We start from the raw sequence: 21623 nt of genomic DNA on the forward strand, positions 1-21623 counted from the left end.
CGCGCGGGCGACCACCGATTCGCCCGCCTGACCAGCCGCCCCGACGATACCGGTTTCCGGCTGGTTACGCAGTGGTCGGTTTGTTGGCTCCGCGGCCGCTCCGCGCCCGATTCACGGTCGCCGTTCCTCGCTCGAGCGCACCCCGCGCTGCCCGCCGACGTGCCGGTCACGTTCCGACCTGCCGCGCTCCGCTCCGCCGCGCTCCGCCCTTCCACGGTCGCCGCGACCGTCGTGCTTCCTGGACTCAGGTCGAGCGCCCGACGCGGCGCGGCTGCCGGGGCGCGGCCGGATCTTGACCAGCGACACCACCCGCTTGCTCTTGCGCACGATCGGCTTGCGCAGCGAACCGAAGCGGCGCAGGATGCGCGGGCGCAACTGGGTGCGGTCGAACCATTCGCCGAGGGTGACGCCCGCGGCCAGCGCGCAGCCGACGCCGAAGGCGGCGAGGAGCTGGTTCAACCCGAGCAGCACCTCGTCGCTGAGTACGGCGTAGAGCCCGCGATACACCTTCAGGCCCGGCAGCAGCGGCGTGATGCCCGCGACCGCGACGACCAGCGGCGGCGTCAGGGCGCGCCGGGCCATCAGACCACCGCCGAGACCGACCACCGTGGCCGCGACGCCCGAGGACACCACCGGGCCGAAACCCACCCACTGGACCAGCATGTCGCAGATCAGGCCCGCCGCACCGCCGAGCGCGGCCGCCGCGAGCGCCCGTTTCTCCGCGTAACAGGCCAGTGAGAAGGCCACGGCCGCGACCGCCGCCGACACGATCTTCACCGGCAGGTCGGCGATATCGGGTCCGGCCGTCATCGAGATCGAGGGCACCGTCGCGCCGACCACCTGCGCCAAGCGCAGCGCGAGCACGATGCCCGCGACGATGCCGCCGGTCATCATCACGACCTCGAGCAGGCGCGCCGACGCCGTGATCGGCGCGCCGGTGATGGCGTCCTGCACCGCGCCGACCAGTTGCAACCCACTGAGCAGCACGGTGATCCCGGCCGCGATGATGAGCGTCGGATCGACCTCGAGCCCGAGCGGACCGGCCAGCGTGGACAGCGCGATCGCCGGACTGGCCGCGATCACGCCGCCCGCCATGTGCTGGAAGAAGAACGGCAGACCGTGCCGGTTGAGCATCCGGTTCACCCGGTCGATGAGTGCGGTCGCGCCGAAACTCACCACCGCGACCAGCCAGCCGCCGCCGAGCAGCGCGCCGATGGCGGCGGCGAGCAGCGACCAGGCGAAGGTCGCCGTCCAGCGGTGGTAGGGGTGCGGCGCCTCGACGACGGCGTCGAGCGCGGCGCGCGCGTCCTCCGGCGACACCACCTGCGTGCGGATGCGCCGGGTCAGGCGGTCGACGGCGGCCAGGCGGGTGAAGTCCATGGACCGGTACTGCACGACGCGCATGGTGCTGGCGGGCGGTAGTCGCGGTCCTCGGTCGGCCCAGATGCGGATGGCGTCGTAGGTGACGTCGATATCGCAGCGGGCCAGGCCGTAGGTGGCGGCGATGAATCTGACCTGGGTTGTGGTGTCGATCACGCCGGTTCCCGACGCGAGCACGACCTCGCCGACCCGGACGGCGAGATCGAGGACCTCGGCGACGCGCGCGTCGTCGGTGAGGTCGATGGGTTGCAGGGGCGTCGGCGCGGCCACGATGCTGTCGGCGGTGGCCTGCCGATCGGCGACCAACATGCCGACGGCCTGGGTGACCCCCGGAACCTGCATGGGCTTGCGCTGCCGGAATCGTCGCCGACTCCCGTGGTCGGCCCGCGAAACATTCTCGTCGGTTATCGAGAGTACGTCATGACCCATGATCGCGAACGTAGTCACCTCTTCCGTGCTCACGCATCCGCGGGGGATGTCGTCGGTGCGGCGGTGGGGCTGCGCGACAATGCGCACCCGAGGCGATACCCGTGCGCGCGCCGCCGAAACGGTCCGTGTCACAGGCTGTTTCACAAAGGAAGGCGTCGCACCCGCAACTCTCCCCTCGACCGGCGCCGCAGCCCGGATCACGGGCGGCGTAATCCCGCGACATCAACGGCGAGCGGAACTGCGGCGACTCGAGCAGCCGCAGAATCGGCCGCCATTCGAACACGGCACCCGGCAGCTTCGACGGGCGCACGAAACGAATCACGGCGATACAAGCCACAGACACCAACGGATCAGCACGGATCACAGCGACGCAAACCAACGACACCAGCGACGAGCAGCACCGCAGCGACCACGAGCAGCCGCAGGATCGGCGGCCATTCGAGTGGGGCGCCCGGCAACATCAGCGGGCGCACCAAAGCGAATCACGGCGATACAGCCACGGACACCGACAGATCAGCGCAGATCACGGCGGCGCAAACCAACGACACCAACGGCGAGCAGCACCGCAGCGACCAGGAGCAGCCGCAGGATCGGCGGCCATTCGAGTGGGGCGCCCGGCAACATCAGCGGGCGCACCAAAGCGAATCACGGCGATACAGCCACGGACACCGACAGATCAGCGCAGATCACGGCGGCGCAAACCAACGACACCAACGGCGAGCAGCACCGCAGCGACCAGGAGCAGCCGCAGGATCGGCGGCCATTCGAGTGGGGCGCCCGGCAACATCAGCGGGCGCACCAAAGCGAATCACGGCGATACAGCCACGGACACCGACAGATCAGCGCAGATCACGGCGGCGCAAACCAGCGACACCAGCGGCGAGCAGCGCCGCGGCGACGCCGAGCAGCCACAGGATCGGCGGCCATTCGAGTGGGGCGCCCGGCAACTTCGGCGGGTGTACGAACGGCACCGCGTCGACCAGCCACTGGGGCAGGCCGTCGAGCGCGCCGAGGAAGAAGACGACCACCATGGCGCTGAGCACGCCCCATGCGACCGGGGCGTAGCGCGGCAGCACTCCGTGGAACAGGGTGGCGATGCCGGTCAGCACCCATACCGCGGGGACCTGGACCAGGGCGGCGGCGAGGCTGTCGCCGAGCGCGGCGGCGATGTCGCCGTCCATCGCGCCGTAGACCAGGCCGATGGCGGCGCCGGAGATCAGCAGCAGCACCGCCGACCCGAGCAGCGCGACCGCGAGGTGACCCGCCGCGTAGCGGGTGCGGCTCACCGAACTCGCCAGCACCGTCTCGGCGCGGCCGGTGCTCTCCTCCTCGTGCAGGCGCAGCACCGCCGAGATCGAGTACGCGGCCGCGGCGATGGCGAGGAAGGACAGGGCGAAGGTGATGAACGAGTCCTGCAGCACATCCGACCCGCCCATCCTGGTCACCGCGTCCGCGATGCCCTGACTGTCTTCCAGCATCTGCCCGACGCTGTCGATGGCACCGCCGACCAGCAGTCCGTAGAGCAGGAATCCGATCGACCAGGCCAGTAGCGCACCACGCTGCAATCGCCACGCCAGACCGTTCGCGCCGGACAGTCCGCGCCCGGCGGCGGCAGGCCCCGGACGCTCGGCGAGCAGCCCGGATCCGATATCGCGCCTGTTCAGCAGCAGGTAGGCGGCCACGATCGCGACGGCGGCCAGCCCGTACAGCGGGATCAGCACCCACCAGCGCTCGTCGGCGAAGGGCCGCATATTGATACACCAGCCCAGCGGCGAGAACCAGGACAGCACGCCGTTGCCCGCGTCGCCGACCGCGCGCACCGCGAACGCCGCCCCCAGTGCGCCGAAGGCGACACCGCGCGCGACCCGCGCACCCGCGCTCACCTGCGCGGTCACCGCGGCGACGGCGGCCCACGCCAGGCCGGAGCCGCCGAGGGTCAGGCCGTAGGCGATCGAACCCGCCGCGGGCAGGCCGTCGGCGTGGAGAGCGGCGGCGGCCACGATCGCGACCAACGCGCAGCCCACACCGGTCATGGTGAGGACGGCGGTGAGTCCGGCATAGCGGCCGATGCTGGTCGCGCCGACGAGTTCGGCGCGGCCGGTCTCCTCCTCGACCCTGGTGTGCCGGATGACGGTGAGCACGGTCGCGATGGCGATCAGCGCGTAGAACGGTCCGGCCTTCCACAGGCCGATCGAGCCGGATTCCACACCGAACACCGGGCCGTACATGGCGACCAGCGCGGGCGAGTCGGTGATGGACTTCGCGTAGTCCGCCAGCTTCGCCGGGGTGTCGTAGACCCCGGTGGTGCTGGCCACGTAGAAGGTCGGGAGCAGCCCGAAGGCGAGCACCCACAGCGGTGCGACGATCCGGTCGCGACGCAAGTACAGCCGCAACAACTGGCCGGTGCCCGCGAAATCGGCGGACACCCGCGCAGGCGGCACGGCCCAGCGATCATCGATGGTGGCGGTACTCATGCGCGCACCTTCTCCCCCGACTCGACGTGGTAGTGGCGCAGGAACAGTTCCTCGAGGGTCGGCGGCGCGCTGGTGAGGCTGCGCACACCGGTGTCGCCGAGCACCCGGATCAACTGACCGAGATGTTCGCCGTCCACCTGGCAGCGCAGTGTCGCGCCATCGCGTTGGATGTCGCCGACGCCGGGGATGCGAGTGAGATCGCCGGGGTCGCCGAGCAATTCGGCGGTGATGGCGGTACGCGACAGGTGCCGCATCCCCGACAGCGACCCGCTCTCCACCGTGCGCCCCGCCCTGATGATGGTGACCCGGTCGCACAGCGCCTCGACCTCGGACAGGATGTGGCTGGACAGCAGCACCGTGGTCCCGCGATCGCGCGCCTCCTCGGTGCATTCGCGAAAGACCTGCTCCATCAACGGATCCAGGCCCGAGGTCGGCTCATCGAGCAGCAGCAGGCGCACGTCGGAGGCGAAGGCCGATACCAGCGCGACCTTCTGCCGGTTGCCCTTCGAGTACGTGCGCGCCTTCTTGCGGGGATCGAGGTCGAATCGCTCGATCAGTTCGGCGCGCCGGGCGGTGTCGATGCCGCCGCGCATCCGGGCGAGCAGGTCGATGGTCTCACCGCCCGACAGCGACGGCCACAGCGTGACATCGCCTGGCACATAGGCTATTTCGCGGTGCAGGGCGACCGCGTCGGTCCACGGGTCACGGCCGAACATCCGCACGCGTCCTTCGGTGGCGCGCAGGATGCCCAGAAGTATCCGCAGGGTGGTGGACTTCCCGGCGCCGTTGGGGCCGAGGAATCCGTGGATCTCCCCGTCGGCGACTTCGAGGTCGAGTCCGTCCAACGCGGCGACATGGCCGAATCGTTTTCGGAGGTCGGCGATTTCGATTACCGGTTCGGTGGCTCGGTCGGCCATTTTCGCTCCTCGAGGAAGGCGTCGAGCATTGTGGGGTCGGTCAACATTCCCTGGGTGTAGAGTTCCAGCGCCGGGAAGGTGGTCTCCTCGGCGAGATCTCGAATCACCTTGCGGTAGTTGAGTTTTCCCTCGCGCTGTTGACGCATTTGGATATAGAGGTTCATCGCTCCGACATTGCAGAGCACCAGGTATCGGGCGCGGGCGGCCGGATCGCGGCTGGGTTTGATCCGCCCGGTCGCCACGGCGTGCTGGGTGTATTTCTCGGCGTCGTCGATCATGTGCTCGAGCAGCGATTCGGCCAGCGCGCCGCCCGCTTGGAAGCTGCGCAGCATATAGGCGACCACCGGCGCGTACACCTCGATCTCGGCGAGCGCGTTGATCATGCCGGTCGGCCCCGGCGCGTCGATGGCCTTGGATTTCTCCACCCGGATGATCTCGAGCACCCGCTCGTCACAGGCGGCCCGCAGTCCCTCCTTCGATCCGAAGTGATGGTTCACCAAGCCCGGAGAGACGCCCGCCGCCGTGGCGATGGCGCGGACCCCGACCTGAAATCCGTTTTCGCCGAAAACGTCGATCGCCGCGTCGCGGATGCGGGCGGTGGTCGTGAGGTCCGCCGTGCTCATGACCGCGACGTGAGCGAGGCCGGTCTACGCGAATCGATTAAACGCATGTTCAACATGCTAAACACTTGTTTAACCTCTCCGCAAGGGATGGATCACACTTACCGCGCCACCGGTTTGCCCCACGCCGTGCGGGCTATCGTCGGGGTATGGATACCGGCAGCTCATCGACGGCGGATCAGCTTCGTGCGGCACTCGACGGCCCCTGGCGCGAGGTGCGGGAACAGGCGCGCACCCAACTCGCGGGCCCGGAGTTCGCCGGCGATCCGACCCTGGACTACCGCGCGGCGCGCACCCGCGTACTCGACCAGATGCGCGCCATCGCGAGCATGGGCATCGCCGAACGCGGCTTCCGGCGGGAGAACGGCGGTACCGGCGAACCCGGCGCCGCGGTGACCGGACTGGAGATGCTCGCCTACGCCGACCTTTCGCTGTGGGTGAAGGCGGGCGTGCAGTGGGGCCTGTTCGGCGGGGCGGTGGAGAACCTCGGCACCGAACGCCACCGCGACCACATCCGCGACCTGATGTCACTGGACCTGCTCGGCTGCTTCGCGATGACCGAATCCGGGCACGGCAGCGATGTCGCCAGCGTCGAGACCACCGCCACCTACGATTCGGCCACCGAGGAGTTCGTGATCCACTCCCCGACGCCGTCTGCGCGCAAGGACTACATCGGCGGCGCGGCCGAGCACGCCAGGATGGCCGCGGTCTTCGCCCAGCTGATCACCGGCGGCGAGAACCGAGGGGTGCACTGTCTGCTCGTGCCGATCCGCGACGAGCACGGCGCGGATCTACCGGGTGTCACCACCTCCGACGACGGACTCAAGGGCGGGCTGCCCGGCGTCGACAACGGGCGCATCGTGTTCGACCACGTGCGTGTCCCGCGCGAGAACCTGCTCAACCGCTACGCCGACGTGGCGCCCGACGGCACCTACAGCTCCGAGATCGAGAATCCGAGTCGCCGCTTCTTCACCACCCTCGGCACGCTGGTGCGCGGCCGGGTCAGCGTGGGCGGCGCGGCGGCGGCGGGCGCGCGTGTCGCGCTCAGCATCGCGGTCCGCTACGCGCTGAAGCGGCGCCAGTTCTCCGATCCCGACACCGGCGCCGAAACCGTGCTCCTGGACTACCGCAGCCACCAGCGCAGGCTGCTGCCCCTGCTCGCGCGCTCCTACGCGCTGGCCTTCGCGCAGAACGACCTGGTGCGCCGCATGCATCTGATCCAGACCGGCCAGAACCTCGATCCCGAGGCGCAGCGGGCGCTGGAGAAGCGGGCCGCGGGCCTGAAGGTGGCCCAGACGCGGCACGCCACCCGCGCCATCCAGGAATGCCGCGAGGCGTGCGGCGGCGCGGGCTACCTCACCGAGAACCGCCTGGTCACCCTGAAGGCCGACACCGACGTGTTCACCACCTTCGAAGGCGACAACGTGGTACTCACCCAGTTGGTCGCCAAGGAGTTGCTGACCTCCTACGCCGACGAGATCCGCGACCTCGACGCACTCGGCTGGGTGCGTTTCGCCGCGACCATGGCGGGCGATGTGGTGCGCAAGCGCTCCGGCGTGCGCCAGATGATCCAGACCATGCGCGACCGCAACGACGAATCCGTCGACGAGGCCGACCTGTCCCGCCGTTCGGTGCAGCTGCAGTTGTTCGCCGACCGGGAGGACTACCTGGTCCGCACCGCCGCGCACCGGCTGCGGGCGCGCGCCGAGGAGACCGGCCCGTTCGAGGCGTTCAACAACGCGCAGGACCACATCCTGGCCGCGGGCACCGCGCATATCGACCGGCTGGTGCTCGAGGCGTTCATCGACGGCATCGGCGATATCGAGGATCCCGAGGCCCGCGCGCTGGCGAGCGACGTGTGCGACCTGTTCGTCTACACCCTGCTAGAGGAGAACTCGGCCTGGTTCATCATGCACCGGTTCATCTCGGTGGAACGGGCCAAGGCGGTCCGCCGCGGGGTGAACGAACTGGTCGACCGGCTGCGCCCGCACGCGCTCACCCTGGTTGAGGCCATGGGCGTACCCGAATCCATGCTGCGCGCGGCGCTGCTGGACGACGCGAGCGTCTACGAACGCCACGGCACCCCGGAAACCGAGGGCGGGCCGACCGCCACCGAGGACGAACTCGCGACCGTGGTCGAGGAACAGCGGGAGAGCGTGCCCCGCTGAACCTGTCGCGGCCCTCGCCTGCCCGCCGCCACCGGTTCAGTACGCGCCCTCGCCGCGGGCGACAGCGCCGATGGTCTTGGCGATGAGCAACAGGTCGAGCACCATCGACCAGTTCTCGACGTAGGACAGGTCGAGCCGGACCGAATCCTCCAGCGACAGATCGGAACGCCCGCTGACCTGCCACAATCCGGTGACTCCCGGCTTCACGAGCAGACGGCGGCGCATCTCGCCGTCGTAGGAGTCGACCTCGCGCTGCACCTGCGGGCGCGGCCCGACCACGCTCATCTCCCCGCGCACCACGTTCAGGAACTGCGGCAGTTCGTCGAGGCTGAACTTGCGGATGATCCGCCCGACCGGGGTGACGCGCGGATCGTCCTTCATCTTGAAGAACACCGGGTTGCCGCCGTTGCGTTCGATGAGGGCCGCCACGTGACGGTCCGCGTCGGTGTACATGCTGCGGAACTTGATCATGCGGAAGGGTTTGCCGCCGCGGCCGATGCGTTCGGACAGGTAGAACACCGGCCCAGGACTGGTGACCTTGACCGCCACCGCGATGACGAGCAGCGCGGGCAGGATCGCGAGCAGCACCGTCAGCGAGAAACAGATGTCGAAGACCGCCTTGCCGGTGGATTTGGCGCGGTCGTATTGCGGTTTGGCGATGTGCAGCATCGGCATGCCCGCCACCAGCCGGTTGGTGAGCCTGGCGCCAGAGATGTCGACCACGCCGGGGGCGACGATGAGGTCGACGCCGAGCGGGTCGAGTTCCCATGCCATGCGGCGCAATTCGGCGGGGCCGAGGTTGTCGGTGGTGGTGACGGCCACGGTGTCGGCGCCGCTGCGGCGCACCGCCTCGACCACCGAGCGGTCGTCGCCGACCACCGAGATCGTGCGCCCCGACGCCTGCACGCCGTGGCCGACGCTGCCCGGAATGCCGTCCGGGACGCAGACGCCGACCACCCGGTAGCCGGATTTCGGATCGCGGGAGAACGCGGTCGCCATGGCCTGCGCCGCCTCGGGCGCGCCGACCACGAGGACCGCCGTGAGGAATTCGCCGCGTTCGTGTCGGCGGCCGCGCGCGTGCAGCCGCCAGCACAGCCTGCTGAGCATCAGCCCCAGCAGTCCGAGCGGCAGGGCGATGGCCAGATACCCCCTGGCGAACTCGATCTGGAAGATCAGCGCGACGATGGCGAGCACCCCGAACAGCCGCAGCGTCGCCGATACCAGCCGCCGGTATTCCTCGCTGCCGGTGCCGACCACCTGGGGCGAGCGGGTGCTGCCGACGACGAGCAAGGTCATCCATGCCCCGATCAGCAGGCCGGAGACGACGGCGTAGCCGACCTCGTAGGACATCGACCAGGCCAGCGGCGGCGCGGCCGGGCCGCCGAAGCGGATGATCTGCGCCGAGAACACCGCGACGGTGATCACCGCGAAATCGGTGACCTCGAGCCGTTTGACGTAGTCGGCCTGCCAGCGTTCGCGTGGCGAACGCGGCTCGTCGGGCGCCTGTGCGGCGGCCTCCGGCTCCTCGCCGTCGGAGAGCTCGTAGCTCATGAACACCTGCTTCCCCCTGGAGAGAATCTGTCGCCCCCGATCCGCGTCGACCGGTCACCCGAGGCACATGTGGTGGTCGCCACGGATGATCGGTCGATCGGCGTCCGCAGGGAGATTGTTACAGACCACGAGATGACCCACATATCCGTCGTTCGGTGTCATCCACCACCCGCGTCGGTAGCCGAAGATTCGCCGAAACGCGTGGTGTGCCATAGCCATAGCACATTACATCGCGGGTGCGATGGCGCAAATGGGACATCTCATGACCGGAACCGGCTCCCATACCGCACATCTCACCGACAGGCGAGATAGCCGATCGAATGCCGAATGCCCCACCCCACGCCCGCGTGTCCGAAAACAGCCAGCGCGCACCCGATTTCACCGGGTGCGTCGGATACTAAGATGTAACGCGGGCGCGGGTCCGCTCGACGTCAAGGCCAAGCCGGATCCGCAACGGCCGACGGGCGATTCCTCCCCCGCTGATCGACACGAGAGACGGCAACCGATGAAGGTCGTATCGCCCTACCGCGGGCGCCCGCGCGACAGAACCGACGACATGCGCCCGCGATCCGCGCCGATGTCCGGCCCGCATTCGCTCGTTCGCCGCGCGGGCTCAGCCGCGACGGCCCTGCCAGACAATGCGCAGCAGGTGCTCCCAGCTCCCCGCCGCCGCGTCGCGCGGCGAGATCGCGGTCAGTGGCAGCGGCCATTCGATGCCGAGATCGGCGTCGTCGTGCGCCACCGCGATATCCTCGGCGGGATCGTGCGGGCGGTCGATCCGGTAGCACACGTCCGCGGTCGCGGTCAGCGCCTGGAAGCCGTGCAGGAATCCGGGCGGCACGTACAGGTGCCGGAATTCGATGTCGTCGAGCCGGAACGCCTGCGTGCGGCCGAAGGTCGGCGATCCGGGCCTGATGTCGACGAGGACATCGTGCACCGCGCCGTTGGCGCAACGCACCAGCTTCGCCTCGCCGCGTCCGGAACGGCCGTGCATGCCGCGGATCACCCCGCGCGCGGAACGGGACTGGGAATCCTGGACGAAGGACGCGCTCGCGCCGGGCACGCCGAGCCGCTCGTCGAATATCTCCGCGTCGAAGGTCCTGGTGAACAGTCCGCGGTCGTCATGGAAAGGCCGAGGAATCAGCTCGAGAACATCGGCGAGCTCGGTCTGCTCGATACGCACCGCGACATCCTGTCATGACGGCAGCACCGCCGCCACGCACGGATTCCGCGCTCGAATCCGATCCGCGCCCGTGCCGGGGAACGGAGGTCGCGCCCCTGCCCTGATCTTCCAGGCCCTGCCACCGCGAGTCCGAATGGGCGACCCGAATTCGCCGCACCGCAACATTGCGGTAATCGGGTCAGCACCACGCGGTTGATAGGAACATGCACTGCGTTTTTCCGATCACCATCACATTCCGTCACCCGCACCGGGATATCGGCGGAATGTGCCGAAGTAGAAAGAACATCTGATGAGGGCTACCCACGGGCTCCTGACGCGGAGCGCGCGCGGCGCACGAATCCTCGCCATCTCCTCGATCCTCGCCGCGAGCCTCGCGCTCGGCGGCGGACCGGCGAGCGCGGCGGTGGACAGCAGCAACAGCGTGGTCGACAGCACAGGTCGCGCGGTCGAGGCCGTCCAGGCCGACACCAGGATCGATTTCGTGCCGCCGCTGGACGGGAATCCGCTGTCCCGGGAATGGTTCCACGACGGCACCGCGGCCTACAAGGTCACCGGACCCGACGCCGAGAACTGGCGCGGGCGCGTCACCATCGGCTATCAGGTCGGCTATCCGGCCACCGTCGGCGGACGCATCCGCTTCGAGTACTCGACGCCGGGACTCGGGGTCGAACTCGGCGGCTCCAACGGCGGACTGCTGAAGATCGACAGCCTGATCCCCAAGGCCGGCGTGGAACTCGACGTCGGCTTCGGGCCCGGCATCCAGACCTTCGAATGCGCGGCGGGCGATATCTCGGGTCCGGAGGGGTTCATTCGCCTCGCGGGCTTCCACGGTTCGGTCACCGGCGTGCTCGGCGCGACCAATATCCGCCCGTTCGTCCGCATCGTCAGCGCGGGCGGTGACACCGTGATCACCTACGGCAAACCCTGGACCATCTGAGGTCGCCGCACGTGGCCGTCCGGATCCACCGCAGCGGATCCGGACGGCAGCAACCCTTTTCGAGTCATCGGACGATGAGCGCCGAGGGCTGGTACTCCCGGATGGTGTGTGCGATGGCGTCGGCGGAGGCCCGCAGATCGGCGGTGTCGATGCGATAGGGATCGAAGCGACGCGCGACGACGGTGAGCCTGCCGTACCGGCCGCCCGCGATGTGGATCAACTCGATCTCCGACCAGTCGAACGCGGTCACCAGCCCGCCGTGCCAGTGGGTGAGCCCCTCGGGGGTGATCACCAGGCGCGGCGTGGTGCGCCAGATCTCCCGCGCCGCCCACAGCCCGACCGCGCCGACGGCGCACCACATCAGGCCGAGCACCACGCCGAATTCGACGCCGGAACGGTCCGCGCGCGACACCTCGCTGCCGACCGAGAGCAGCGCCGACACCACCACCGCGACACCGGCGCCGCCGAACAGGAAGCCCGCGGCCAGACACAGCCAGGTATCGAGCAGCGCCGACGGCGACTGTCGATAGGTTGTCGACGACATGGGAACCACCGTCGTGTCGAAGACCGAGATCAACACGGTAAGTGTACGGCCGTTGTTCAGGATATGGTGGGTGCGCGAACGCGGCGCGCATGGGAAAGTCGGCCTATGAGCGAGCGCAGCCGTATCACCGGCGTCATCATCGGACTCCTGACCCTCGCCCTCCTCACCACCTCCTGCTCCGGCCGCGACGACGATTCCGGCTCGGCGCCCGTTTCGCCCCCCGGCCCGGTCCCGCTGGTGTCGACCAACGATCTCACCGGGGCGAATCCGGACGAGATACACCTGTTCGGATTCAACGACCTGCACGGCAATCTGCAACCGCCGCAGGGGTCGACCGGCAAGATCGCCGGACACGACGCGGGCGGAGCGGTGTACCTGGCCACCCACATGGCCAGGTTGAAGGCCGCATACCCGGCGAGCGCGGTCCTGGCCGCGGGCGACAACATCGGGGCAAGCCCGCTGGTATCGGGCCTGTTCCACGACGAACCAACCGTCACGTTCATGAACTCGCTCGGCGTCGCGGCCTCGGCCGTCGGCAATCACGAATTCGACGACGGCGTCATCGAATTGACCCGCATGCAGCAGGGCGGATGTTCGTTCGAGGGCTGCTCGCCCGGCGCGCCGTTCACCGGCGCGGCCTTCCCGTACCTGGCCGCCAATGTCACCGACGCGGCGGGCAAACAGCCCCCGGGGTTGCGGGCCTGGACCATGCTCGAGGTCGGGGGACGCAAGATCGGCGTGGTCGGCACGGTGACGCCGGACACCGTGAACATCGTGTTCCCCGAAGGCATTCGCGGCTACAGTTTCGGCGACGACGTGGCCGCCGTCAACGCCTACGTGCCGGAGATGAAGGCGGCGGGCGCGCAGGCGATCGTGGCGCTGGTACACGACGGCGGCTCGCAGCGCGCGGCCACCCCCGACTACAACGGCTGCGAGAACATCAGCCGCGAGGTCACCGACCTGGCGGGACGCACCGATCCCGCGGTCCGCGCGATCGTCACCGGGCACACCCACCAGCCCTACGTGTGCTCGATCGACGGCAAGGTGGTCACCCAGGCCGCCTCCTACGGCAGGCTCATCACCGACATCACACTGCGTTTCGGCGCGGACGGCGTCAAAGCCTCGGCGGTGAACCGAGTCGTGACCCGCGAGGTCACCCCGGACGCGCCGACCGCCGCCCTCATCGACTTCTTCACCACCCAGGCAGCGCCGCGCGCGGGCCGGGTGGTCGGCGCGGCCGAGGCCACCCTGCCGCAGACTCCGCTGCCCTCCGGTGAGTCGCCGCTGGGCAATGTGATCGCCGACGCGATGTTGACCGTCACCGCGCAGCCCGCGTCGGCGGTCGCGGCGTTCATGAATCCGGGCGGAGTCCGCTCCGACCTGAAACCCGGCGCGATCACCTTCGGCGACATCTTCACGGTGCAGCCCTTCGGCAATCAGGTGGTGACGGTCACCCTCACCGGTCAGCAGATCATGCGACTGCTGGAACAGCAGTGGGACAACGCGAGCAAACCCACGGTGCTCTCCCCCGCCGGAATCAGCTACAGCTACACCGAATCCGCGCCGAAGGATCGCAAGATCGTCGCCGACAGCGTGCGCATCGGCGGGCAGCCGTTGAATCCGGTGGCGACCTATCGCATCACCACCAACAGTTTCCTGGCCTCAGGCGGCGACGGATTCTCGGTGTTCGCCGAAGGCACCGACAAAACGGTCGGGCCGATGGATCTCGACGCCTTCGAATCCTTCCTGAACGCCCGTCCCCCGGTCCAGGCGCCGCAGCCGCGCGTCGAGAAGAAGTAGGTCACCGGGTGTCGATCGGGTCCATGTCCGCGAACGCCGCCGGGTCGACGCTCGCGCGCTCGTACCGGCCGGTCCGCGACTCATCGATGCGCGACCTGTCGATGCGCGATCGATTCTTCGACCGCAGGCGGTGAACCGGCTCCGGGCGGCTCGCACCGCCCACGCGGCCGAGTTGCGGGCACGGTCGGTTCGTCGCCGAATCAGTCTGGCCGAGTGTATGTTCCGGCAATGTGCCGACGGATCGACCGAGCGCCTCGATCCGTCGGCACAGACACTCGCTCAGAGCAGCGCCGCCGCGAACGACACCGCCGGACCGATGGACCACCCGTAGATCACGTGTGCCTCGGGCACGAACCCGCCGCCGCAGATCGCGTCGCCACCGGTGCAATAGTTGCCCGTTCGCCCGGCATACGGTCCGGCCACCCCCTGCCCCACCGCGCGCAGCGGATCACCGAACAGCAGTACCGCGGCGATCCGATCCGCGAGATACGGTGGCAGCGGGTGGATTCCGGGCGCAGCGGTCAACAACGGGGTGCCGAGCGCACCGTGCACCACCACCGCGCCCTGCGAATAGCCGACGAGGACGAACCGCTGCTCCGGGCAGGCCGCCGCCTGCGCCTCGAGGTGCCCCGCGAGATCGGCGATACCGGCGCTCACCGAGGACGGGAAGTCCGTACTCGCCGGATAGCGCACCGCGTAGACCGTAGAGTCGACCGGAATCCCTTGTGCCAGAGCATCATAGAGCCGGTCACCGACGACCGCGCCGAGCGCCCCCGGTTCCTCGGTGCCGCGCGCCACCGCCACGTCCACCGTGGCGCACGCCCCGGCCCACGCCGTCGCACCGACACTCGTCACACCCGCGATCAAGACCAGTACCGCGAATGTCCTTACCGGACGCCATCTCTGCCGAATTGTCATGGTGATCACCCACTCACGCCGTTGTGAGACGCCGGATGGCGCTCGCCACGACGAGCGTCACCCGGCTATATCCGCGAAGGTAAGAACACCGAGAAGCGCCGTCAAGCAACGCGACCGAAGCGAAACCGGCCCATGGCGCAATCGTTGTGCGCGGACATCACTCCGAAAGTTCGTCGCGCCGGGAAGGATTCGCTACCCGGTCGGGTCATGCGGTATCGCCGAGCGAATTGCCGCACCGGGGACATGACCCGCGTCCTCGAGCGACTCCCCGATGCAACGGACGATCCACGAAACCATCGACCACGACATCACGCACGGCAACCCGGCAGCAGTGGGATCCGCGACATTTCCGCAGCGGGCGAACGCGCGGTCCGCGAACCCGGCCGACATCCGGGAGCACGATCCCGAGGGAGAGCGAAGCCGACTACCATCGGCGCGGGAACCGGGGCGACGACTGGTTCGAACGTCAGCGAACCTCGACCGTGCGCCTGAACACCGAGGAGGCGAGGCGGTCATGCGATTGGTCTTACACGGCGTCGAAAGCGGCAAGTATCCGAACCTGCGGACGCACATCCCGGACGATCCCGAGGTGTTCGACGACTTCGTGCAGGTGCTGATCGGCCGCAAACCCGGCAAGGGCGGCGACGGCTTCACGCTGCGCGTCGCCACGCCCGCGGGTCTCGCGGCGAGCGGCGAACCCGAACTGATCGCGCAGTCTCCGCTGCTGGTGATACGACGGTTCGACTACGACACGCTGTGGAGTTGGCTCGAACGCACCGTCGCCGCGTGCGAGGCTCCGACCTGGGACGAGAGCGTCGAGCGATTGCGGCGCCACTTCCGCTGGGAGTTCGACTACGCACGGAAGTGATGACGGAACCGGACAATCGGCGGTGCGCCGCCGCCGTATCGACGCGCCGACCAATATCGTGCTGACCGAGAGCACCGCCGCCACGGACCCGACCACCGACCGCGAAGGACGACCATGACCGATCCCACCTCCGAGTCCGCGACACGGGCCGCCGCGGGCGACAAGCTCGAGGTGATCGAGGCCGACACCGCCGCCGAGGCCACCACCGGGACCGAACCCACTGCCGACGTCGCCGCCGCCGAGACCGCCGCCGCCGAGACCGCCGCCGCCGAGACCGAGGTCGCCGCCGCCGGGTCCGACGCCGCCCCCGCATCCGCCCCCGACGCCGCCACCACCGAGACCATCCCCGAGGCCGCGGTGGCCGCAGCCGCTATTACCGACGCCGACGCCGACACCGCCGATGTCATCGTGATCGGGGCCGGGCTGGCGGGCCTCGTCGCGGCCTACGAGCTCACCAAGGCAGGCCGTACGGTCCACCTGCTCGACCAGGAGAACCGCGCCAACCTCGGCGGCCAGGCGTTCTGGTCGCTGGGCGGCCTGTTCATGGTCGACAGCCCCGAACAGCGTCGTCTCGGCATCAAGGATTCGTACGATCTGGCGATTCAGGACTGGTTCGGGTCGGCGGGCTTCGATCGCGACGACGAGGACCACTGGGCGCGGCAGTGGGCCACCGCCTACGTCCGCTTCGCCACCGCCGAGAAGCGGGATTATCTACGCGCCCTCGGCCTACGCGTCACGCCGCTGGTCGGTTGGGCCGAGCGCGGCGGCGGCCTGGCCGACGGGCACGGCAATTCGGTGCCGCGTTTCCATCTCACCTGGGGCACCGGCCCCGAGGTGGTCAGGGTGTTCGCCGAGCCGGTGCTCGACGCCGAACGCCGCGGCCTCGCGCGCTTCTCGTTCCGGCACCGGGTGGACGATCTGATCGTCGAGGACGGCGCGGTCGTCGGCGTCGCGGGCAGTGTGCTCGAGGACACCGACGCCGAACGCGGTGTCGCCACCTCGCGCACCGTGGTCGGGGAGTTCCGGTTGCGGGCGCGGGCGGTCGTGGTCACCTCGGGTGGCATCGGTCACAATCACGAGCTGATCCGCCGCAACTGGCCGACCGACCGGCTCGGCCCGTGCCCGCGGACGCTCATCAGCGGCGTGCCCGCCCACGTGGACGGCCGCATGCTCGGCATCGCGGAGCGGGCGGGCGGGGCGATCGTGAACCGCGACCGGATGTGGCACTACACCGAGGGCATCAACAACTGGAACCCGATCTGGCCCGACCACGCGATCCGCATCATTCCCGGCCCGTCCTCGCTGTGGCTGGACGCGAACGGCCTGCGCATGCCCGCGCCGTGCTTCCCCGGTTTCGACACCAACACCACCATGAAGGCGATCCTGGCCACCGGATACGACTATTCGTGGTTCGTCCTCACCCAGTCGATCATCGAGAAGGAGTTCGCGCTGTCGGGTTCGGAGCAGAATCCCGACATCACCGGCAAGGATCTCGGGCTCACCCTGCGCAGCCGGGTCGCGAAGGGCGCGCCGGGACCGGTGGAGGCGTTCAAGCGGCACGGCGTCGATTTCGTGGTCGCGGACTCGCTGCGGGAGCTGGTCGACGGCATGAACAAGATCGCGCGCGGGCCGGAACTGGACTACGGAACGGTCGAACGCCAGATCATCGCCAGGGACCGGGAGATCGGCAACAAGTACAGCAAGGACAGCCAGCTCATGGCGATCACCAACGCGCGCCGCTACTTCGGCGACAAGGCGGGCCGGGTCGCCACACCGCATCGCCTGCTCGATCCCGCGCACGGCCCGCTGATCGCGGTGCGGCTCAACATCCTCACCCGCAAGACGCTGGGCGGACTCCAGACCGATCTGGACTCGCAGGTGGTGCGTCCCGACGGCAGCCGATTCCCCGGCTTGTACGCGGCGGGCGAGGTGGCGGGCTTCGGCGGCGGCGGCGTGCACGGCTACAACGCGCTGGAGGGCACCTTCCTCGGCGGCTGCATCTTCTCCGGCCGTGCGGCGGGCCGTGCGCTCGCGGCGCGCCTGAGTTCGTAGCGACCGGCCCGTTCGCTCCCGATCCGACCCGGCCGCGTGCGTTCGCGGCCGGGGAGTAGAGTCCGAATGATGTCGCGCACGCGCATCATTCGCATCGCCACTCGGTCTAGCCCGATGGCGGTGGCACAGGCCGAACACGTCGCCTCGCTGCTCGCCGGATTCGGCGTGGACAGCGAACTCGTCAAGGTGACCACCGCCGGTGACCGCTGGATGGGTGATCTGTCGCAGCTCGGCGGCAAGGGCGCCTTCGTCAAGGAACTCGACCGCGCCCTGCTCGCCGACGAGGCCGACCTCGCGGTGCACTGCCTCAAGGACATCCCGGGCGATATCCCGGTGCCGGAGGGCCTCGCCTTCTCCGGATACCTGCCGCGCGACGACGTCCACGACGCGATCATCACCCGAACGGGCGCGCCGCTGCGGGAATTGCCGCCCGGCACCACCGTTGGCACCAGTTCGGTGCGCCGCGCCGCCCAGTTGCGCCTGCATCATCCGCACCTGTCGGTGAAACCGTTGCGCGGCAACGTCAACACGCGTCTGGCCCGGCTCGAAGAGGGCTACGTCGACGTGCTGATCGCGGCGGTCTCCGGGCTGCACCGGGTCGGCCAGCAGCACCGGATCACCGAGACCTTGGATCTGGACGTCATGCTGCCGCCCATCGGCGCGGGCGTCATCGTGCTCGAATGCCGCAAGGACGACGCCGAACTGCTCGAGCTCGGCGCGCGGATGGACGACCCGGCCACCCACCGCACCGCCGACGCGGAACGGGCCATGCTGCACGCCCTGCAAGGGCACTGCAACTCCCCCATCGCGGGCTACGCGACCACCGATGCCACCGGGCGCCTCACCCTGCACGGCAAGGTGTTCGATCTGGACGGCACCCGGTGGCTCGATGCCCAGCACTGGGGTGTTCCGGAGGATCCGCAGGCCCTCGGCTTCTTCGTCGGCGCCGATCTGTTGCGCCAGGGCGCGCGGGCGTTGATCGACGCCATCCCGCACTGAGTGCGCGGAGTCACACCGGCGACGCGCGCTGGTCAGGCGTCGGTGGTCGAGCGTCCGCCTGTCCGCTGCTCATCGGCGGCATGCAATAGCTCACGCGTATAGCGTTCGGCCAGCAACGGCACGAAGTTGTCGAAGTTGGCGTGGTCGGCGATGTGGTCGTAGGCGGCATGTAGTAAGTCGTTGACGACGTTCTCGCGAGCCACGCCCGCGAACTCCTCGGTGAGGCGGTCCGCCGCCGCGCGCAGGGCGAGCTGCTGGTCCAGGGTCAGGTCGGAATACTGTCGGTCGGAATCGACCGGGCTGTCGGTCACGATATCTCCTCGAACGTGCCGGATGGTTGCTCGTCGGCGGTGCGGGTCGGTCCCGCACCCGCTCACCGGATACCCACTTCGCCACCGCTCACCCGGGCGACCACACACCAGGACAAGACTAGAACACGTTCTTGTGCGGCCCCGAACCGCATGCGATTCTGTGCGGATGGACCTCGCCGCCGTGGAAGCCATCCGCCGATTGAAGTATCGATATTTCCGAACCTTGGACCTCAAACTCTGGGACGAATTCGGACAGACCTTGACCGAGGACGCCTCGGGTCGATACGGCACCCACGCCATGGGCGAACCCCTGATCTTCGACGGCAGAGCCGCGATCACCGCCTTCATGCGCGACAACCTCGGCCCGTCCGTCGTGACCGTGCACATCGCCAACCACCCCGAGATCGAGGTGCACGGCGACAACGCTACGGGCTCATGGGCTTTCGAGGACACCGTCATCGCCACCGAATACGGTGTGCTGATCCGGGGCGCGGGCTACTACACCGACCGCTATCGCCGCGACGCGGACGGGCGGTGGCGCATCGCCGAAACCGGCTACCGCCGTATCTACGAATCCTCACAGGCACTCTCGGATACGCCGAGTCACACCTTGCTGAGCAACATGTGGGCAGCGCGCTGAGCAACATGTGGGCGGAGCGCCGAGCAACATGCGGGTGACCAACACGCCGTGACACGCCGACGAGAATTGTGAAACGACACTGCCCCGCGGTGCGATATTTGTCATACCCTTATCGACCTGTTGCGGCCGTGACGATTACACGCAATAGTGACCTCTTGCGCCGTACACGGAAGGGTCGAGGAATGGTACTCAGGTCTATCGCGGTCACCCTGGCCGCGGTCGGGCTCACAGTTCTCGCGCCGAACGCCTCGGCCGAACTCGCCGCTCCCCGCGCCTACATCCCGGTGGTGAGCGACGGAACGGTCCTCGTGGTCGACACCGCGGCCGACCGCGTCGTGCAGCGCATCGACGGCGTCGGCAGGTACTCCTCGGCGGTCACCCCATCCCGCGACGGTTCGAAACTCTATGTGCAAGCGTTCAATCCGCCGCTCATCGGCGAAGACGACATCGCCGTCATCGACCGCGCCACCGACACGGTCAGCGCGCGCGTCCCGATCACCGGCACCGACGGACCGGCCCAGCCGATCACCGATCCGGTGCGCGACCAGATCTACATCCTCACCGCCCGCCCTTCCATCGACGTGGTGAGCACCCGCACCGACACCCTGCTGCGTTCGATGCCGTTGCCGTCCATCCCGTTCGCGGCCGCCATCGCCCCCGACGGCAGCAAGCTGTACGCGATCTTCGCCGACTCCACCGCCGCCGCCTTCGACCCGGAATCCGGATTCCAGCTCGGCGGTCGCATCCAGATCGACGGCTCACTGCCCTACGCCGCCGCCGTCTCCCCCGACGGGCACACCCTGTACTCGGTGAACGCGCTCGGCGACAACGTCTCGGTGATCGACACCGTCGCCTGGCGCCGCACCGGCGCGATCTCCTTCGGCGCGGGCAGCGCGCCCGTGGCGGGCACGGTCAGCCCCGACGGCGACAAACTCGTGGTCGCGACCCTCGGCGCGAACGCCGTGCAGGTCATCGACATGACCACCAACGCGATCGTCGGCAAGGTCCCCGTCGACGCTCCGGTCTCGGTCGGTTTCACCGCCGACGGCGCGAAGATGTACGTCGGCAGCCTCGGACAGCAACCGGGCATCCTCGCCCCCATCGCGGCCAAGGGTTTCGACAGCACGGTCCTGCCCGCCTTCCTCCAGTCGCAATCCCGCCCCGGCGCCCTGATCCCCTTCTCCGCCACCGATTTCACCCCCGCGGGCGCACCGATCGGCACCGGAACCGGCCCCGGATTCGGCGCTTACCCGCGCTAGTTCCCACGCCGCACGCCGGAGGATCTCAGGCAGAGGTCAGACAGAAGGGGTGGCCTGCCGGATCCAGGAGTACCCGCCAGCGTCCGTCGCCCGGCTGATGGTCCGGTTTGATCGCTCCGAGTTCCAGTGCCAGCGCCTCCATCGCATCGAGGTCGTCGGCTCGGAAATCCAGATGGAACTGTTGCGGCACGTCCTGACCCGGCCACCGCGGAGCCCGGTATCCGTCGACCCGCTGGAATCCCAGATCACAGCCGGAACCGTTCGTCAGAGCGACGAACTCGTCCGTGCCGAAGAGCTCGCGCATCCCGGTCAGCGCACCGTAGAAGCCCGCAAGTGTTCGCGGGTCGGCACAGTCCATGGTCACCCCTCGCAGTTCAGCGCCTGGCAAACGTTCGCTCCTTCATCTCCACGAGCCGCCGCTGCACGCGAACGCCGGTCACCGCCACACCATACGTGCCGCACCCACTGCGGCAGTAGCGGTTTTCCCTCCTGCCGGATCGGGCTCGCCGCGACGGCGTCGGATACCCGTGCGCGACCACGTGACCTGGCACAAAAGGGCCAGTTCCTCGGCGC

Annotated in this window: 18 protein-coding genes; 8 read left to right on the plus strand and 10 right to left on the minus strand. The window is 68.9% G+C overall.

Annotation, left to right across the window (positions count from 1 at the left end; all coding sequences use genetic code 11):
* Positions 1-111: 111 nt before the first annotated feature.
* The 4 genes from IT779_RS08865 to IT779_RS08880 all read right to left on the minus strand — a co-directional run bounded on the left by IT779_RS08865 (position 112) and on the right by IT779_RS08880 (position 5823).
* The gene (locus IT779_RS08865; RefSeq protein WP_232541617.1) at positions 112-1722 is read right to left on the minus strand and encodes a threonine/serine exporter family protein; all 1611 of its coding nucleotides are present in this window, start codon (positions 1720-1722) and stop codon (positions 112-114) included.
* A 926-nt stretch (positions 1723-2648) separates the two neighbouring features.
* Positions 2649-4283, minus strand: coding sequence for an ABC transporter permease (locus IT779_RS08870; RefSeq protein ID WP_196148735.1), 1635 nt, complete (start codon positions 4281-4283; stop codon positions 2649-2651).
* Complete coding sequence (locus tag IT779_RS08875; RefSeq protein ID WP_196148736.1) at positions 4280-5200, minus strand: ABC transporter ATP-binding protein; 921 nt, start codon at positions 5198-5200, stop codon at positions 4280-4282. Before IT779_RS08875 ends, IT779_RS08870 begins: the two co-directional genes overlap by 4 nt.
* On the minus strand, positions 5173-5823 hold the full coding sequence (locus IT779_RS08880; RefSeq protein WP_196148737.1) for a TetR/AcrR family transcriptional regulator: 651 nt from the start codon (positions 5821-5823) through the stop codon (positions 5173-5175). Before IT779_RS08880 ends, IT779_RS08875 begins: the two co-directional genes overlap by 28 nt.
* A 146-nt stretch (positions 5824-5969) precedes the next feature.
* Here IT779_RS08880 and IT779_RS08885 point away from each other — a divergent pair, with 146 nt between their 5' ends.
* A complete protein-coding gene (locus IT779_RS08885) occupies positions 5970-7988 on the plus strand; it encodes an acyl-CoA dehydrogenase family protein (protein WP_196148738.1) in 2019 nt (672 codons plus the stop codon).
* 36 nt (positions 7989-8024) lie between these two features.
* Here the strand turns inward: IT779_RS08885 and IT779_RS08890 are convergent, their stop codons facing one another.
* Positions 8025-9539 (minus strand): sugar transferase, encoded by a 1515-nt coding sequence (locus tag IT779_RS08890; protein WP_196148739.1) that lies wholly within the window; start codon positions 9537-9539, stop codon positions 8025-8027.
* Positions 9540-10152: 613 nt separating this feature from the next.
* A complete protein-coding gene (locus tag IT779_RS08895; protein WP_196148740.1) occupies positions 10153-10722 on the minus strand; it encodes a dTDP-4-dehydrorhamnose 3,5-epimerase family protein in 570 nt (189 codons plus the stop codon).
* Positions 10723-11011: 289 nt separating this feature from the next.
* Here IT779_RS08895 and IT779_RS08900 point away from each other — a divergent pair, with 289 nt between their 5' ends.
* Positions 11012-11659, plus strand: coding sequence for an MspA family porin (locus IT779_RS08900; protein ID WP_196148741.1), 648 nt, complete (start codon positions 11012-11014; stop codon positions 11657-11659).
* A gap of 64 nt (positions 11660-11723) precedes the next feature.
* On the opposite strand, the gene IT779_RS08905 is transcribed toward IT779_RS08900, so the two are convergent.
* Entirely contained in the window at positions 11724-12203 is a 480-nt protein-coding gene (locus IT779_RS08905; protein ID WP_196148742.1) for a hypothetical protein, read from the minus strand.
* Positions 12204-12308: 105 nt separating this feature from the next.
* On the opposite strand from IT779_RS08905, the gene IT779_RS08910 reads away from it, so the two are divergent.
* Positions 12309-14003: a bifunctional metallophosphatase/5'-nucleotidase gene (locus tag IT779_RS08910; RefSeq protein WP_196148743.1), complete on the plus strand. Its 1695-nt coding sequence runs from the start codon at positions 12309-12311 to the stop codon at positions 14001-14003.
* A 279-nt stretch (positions 14004-14282) separates the two neighbouring features.
* Here IT779_RS08910 and IT779_RS08915 read toward each other — a convergent pair whose 3' ends face one another.
* Entirely contained in the window at positions 14283-14921 is a 639-nt protein-coding gene (locus IT779_RS08915) for a cutinase family protein (protein ID WP_196148744.1), read from the minus strand.
* 514 nt (positions 14922-15435) lie between these two features.
* Between IT779_RS08915 and IT779_RS08920 the strand changes: the two genes are divergently transcribed.
* The 3 genes from IT779_RS08920 to hemC all read left to right on the plus strand — a co-directional run bounded on the left by IT779_RS08920 (position 15436) and on the right by hemC (position 18840).
* The gene (locus IT779_RS08920; RefSeq protein ID WP_196148745.1) at positions 15436-15789 is read left to right on the plus strand and encodes an Imm8 family immunity protein; all 354 of its coding nucleotides are present in this window, start codon (positions 15436-15438) and stop codon (positions 15787-15789) included.
* Between the two features lie 114 nt (positions 15790-15903).
* Entirely contained in the window at positions 15904-17841 is a 1938-nt protein-coding gene (locus tag IT779_RS08925) for an FAD-binding dehydrogenase (RefSeq protein WP_232541573.1), read from the plus strand.
* 69 nt (positions 17842-17910) lie between these two features.
* Positions 17911-18840: a hydroxymethylbilane synthase gene (hemC, locus tag IT779_RS08930; protein WP_196148746.1), complete on the plus strand. Its 930-nt coding sequence runs from the start codon at positions 17911-17913 to the stop codon at positions 18838-18840.
* Positions 18841-18872: 32 nt separating this feature from the next.
* Here the strand turns inward: hemC and IT779_RS08935 are convergent, their stop codons facing one another.
* Entirely contained in the window at positions 18873-19151 is a 279-nt protein-coding gene (locus IT779_RS08935; protein ID WP_196148747.1) for a three-helix bundle dimerization domain-containing protein, read from the minus strand.
* Between the two features lie 166 nt (positions 19152-19317).
* Between IT779_RS08935 and IT779_RS08940 the strand changes: the two genes are divergently transcribed.
* Both IT779_RS08940 and IT779_RS08945 read left to right on the plus strand, forming a co-directional pair.
* A complete protein-coding gene (locus tag IT779_RS08940) occupies positions 19318-19791 on the plus strand; it encodes a nuclear transport factor 2 family protein (protein ID WP_196148748.1) in 474 nt (157 codons plus the stop codon).
* Positions 19792-19973: 182 nt separating this feature from the next.
* Positions 19974-21050 (plus strand): beta-propeller fold lactonase family protein, encoded by a 1077-nt coding sequence (locus tag IT779_RS08945; RefSeq protein ID WP_196148749.1) that lies wholly within the window; start codon positions 19974-19976, stop codon positions 21048-21050.
* 25 nt (positions 21051-21075) lie between these two features.
* Here IT779_RS08945 and IT779_RS08950 read toward each other — a convergent pair whose 3' ends face one another.
* Complete coding sequence (locus tag IT779_RS08950) at positions 21076-21438, minus strand: VOC family protein (RefSeq protein WP_232541575.1); 363 nt, start codon at positions 21436-21438, stop codon at positions 21076-21078.
* Between the last annotated feature and the right edge of the window lie 185 nt (positions 21439-21623).

The sequence above is a fragment of the Nocardia bovistercoris genome (genome assembly GCF_015674855.1).
Taxonomy (GTDB): Bacteria; Actinomycetota; Actinomycetes; order Mycobacteriales; family Mycobacteriaceae; genus Nocardia; species Nocardia bovistercoris.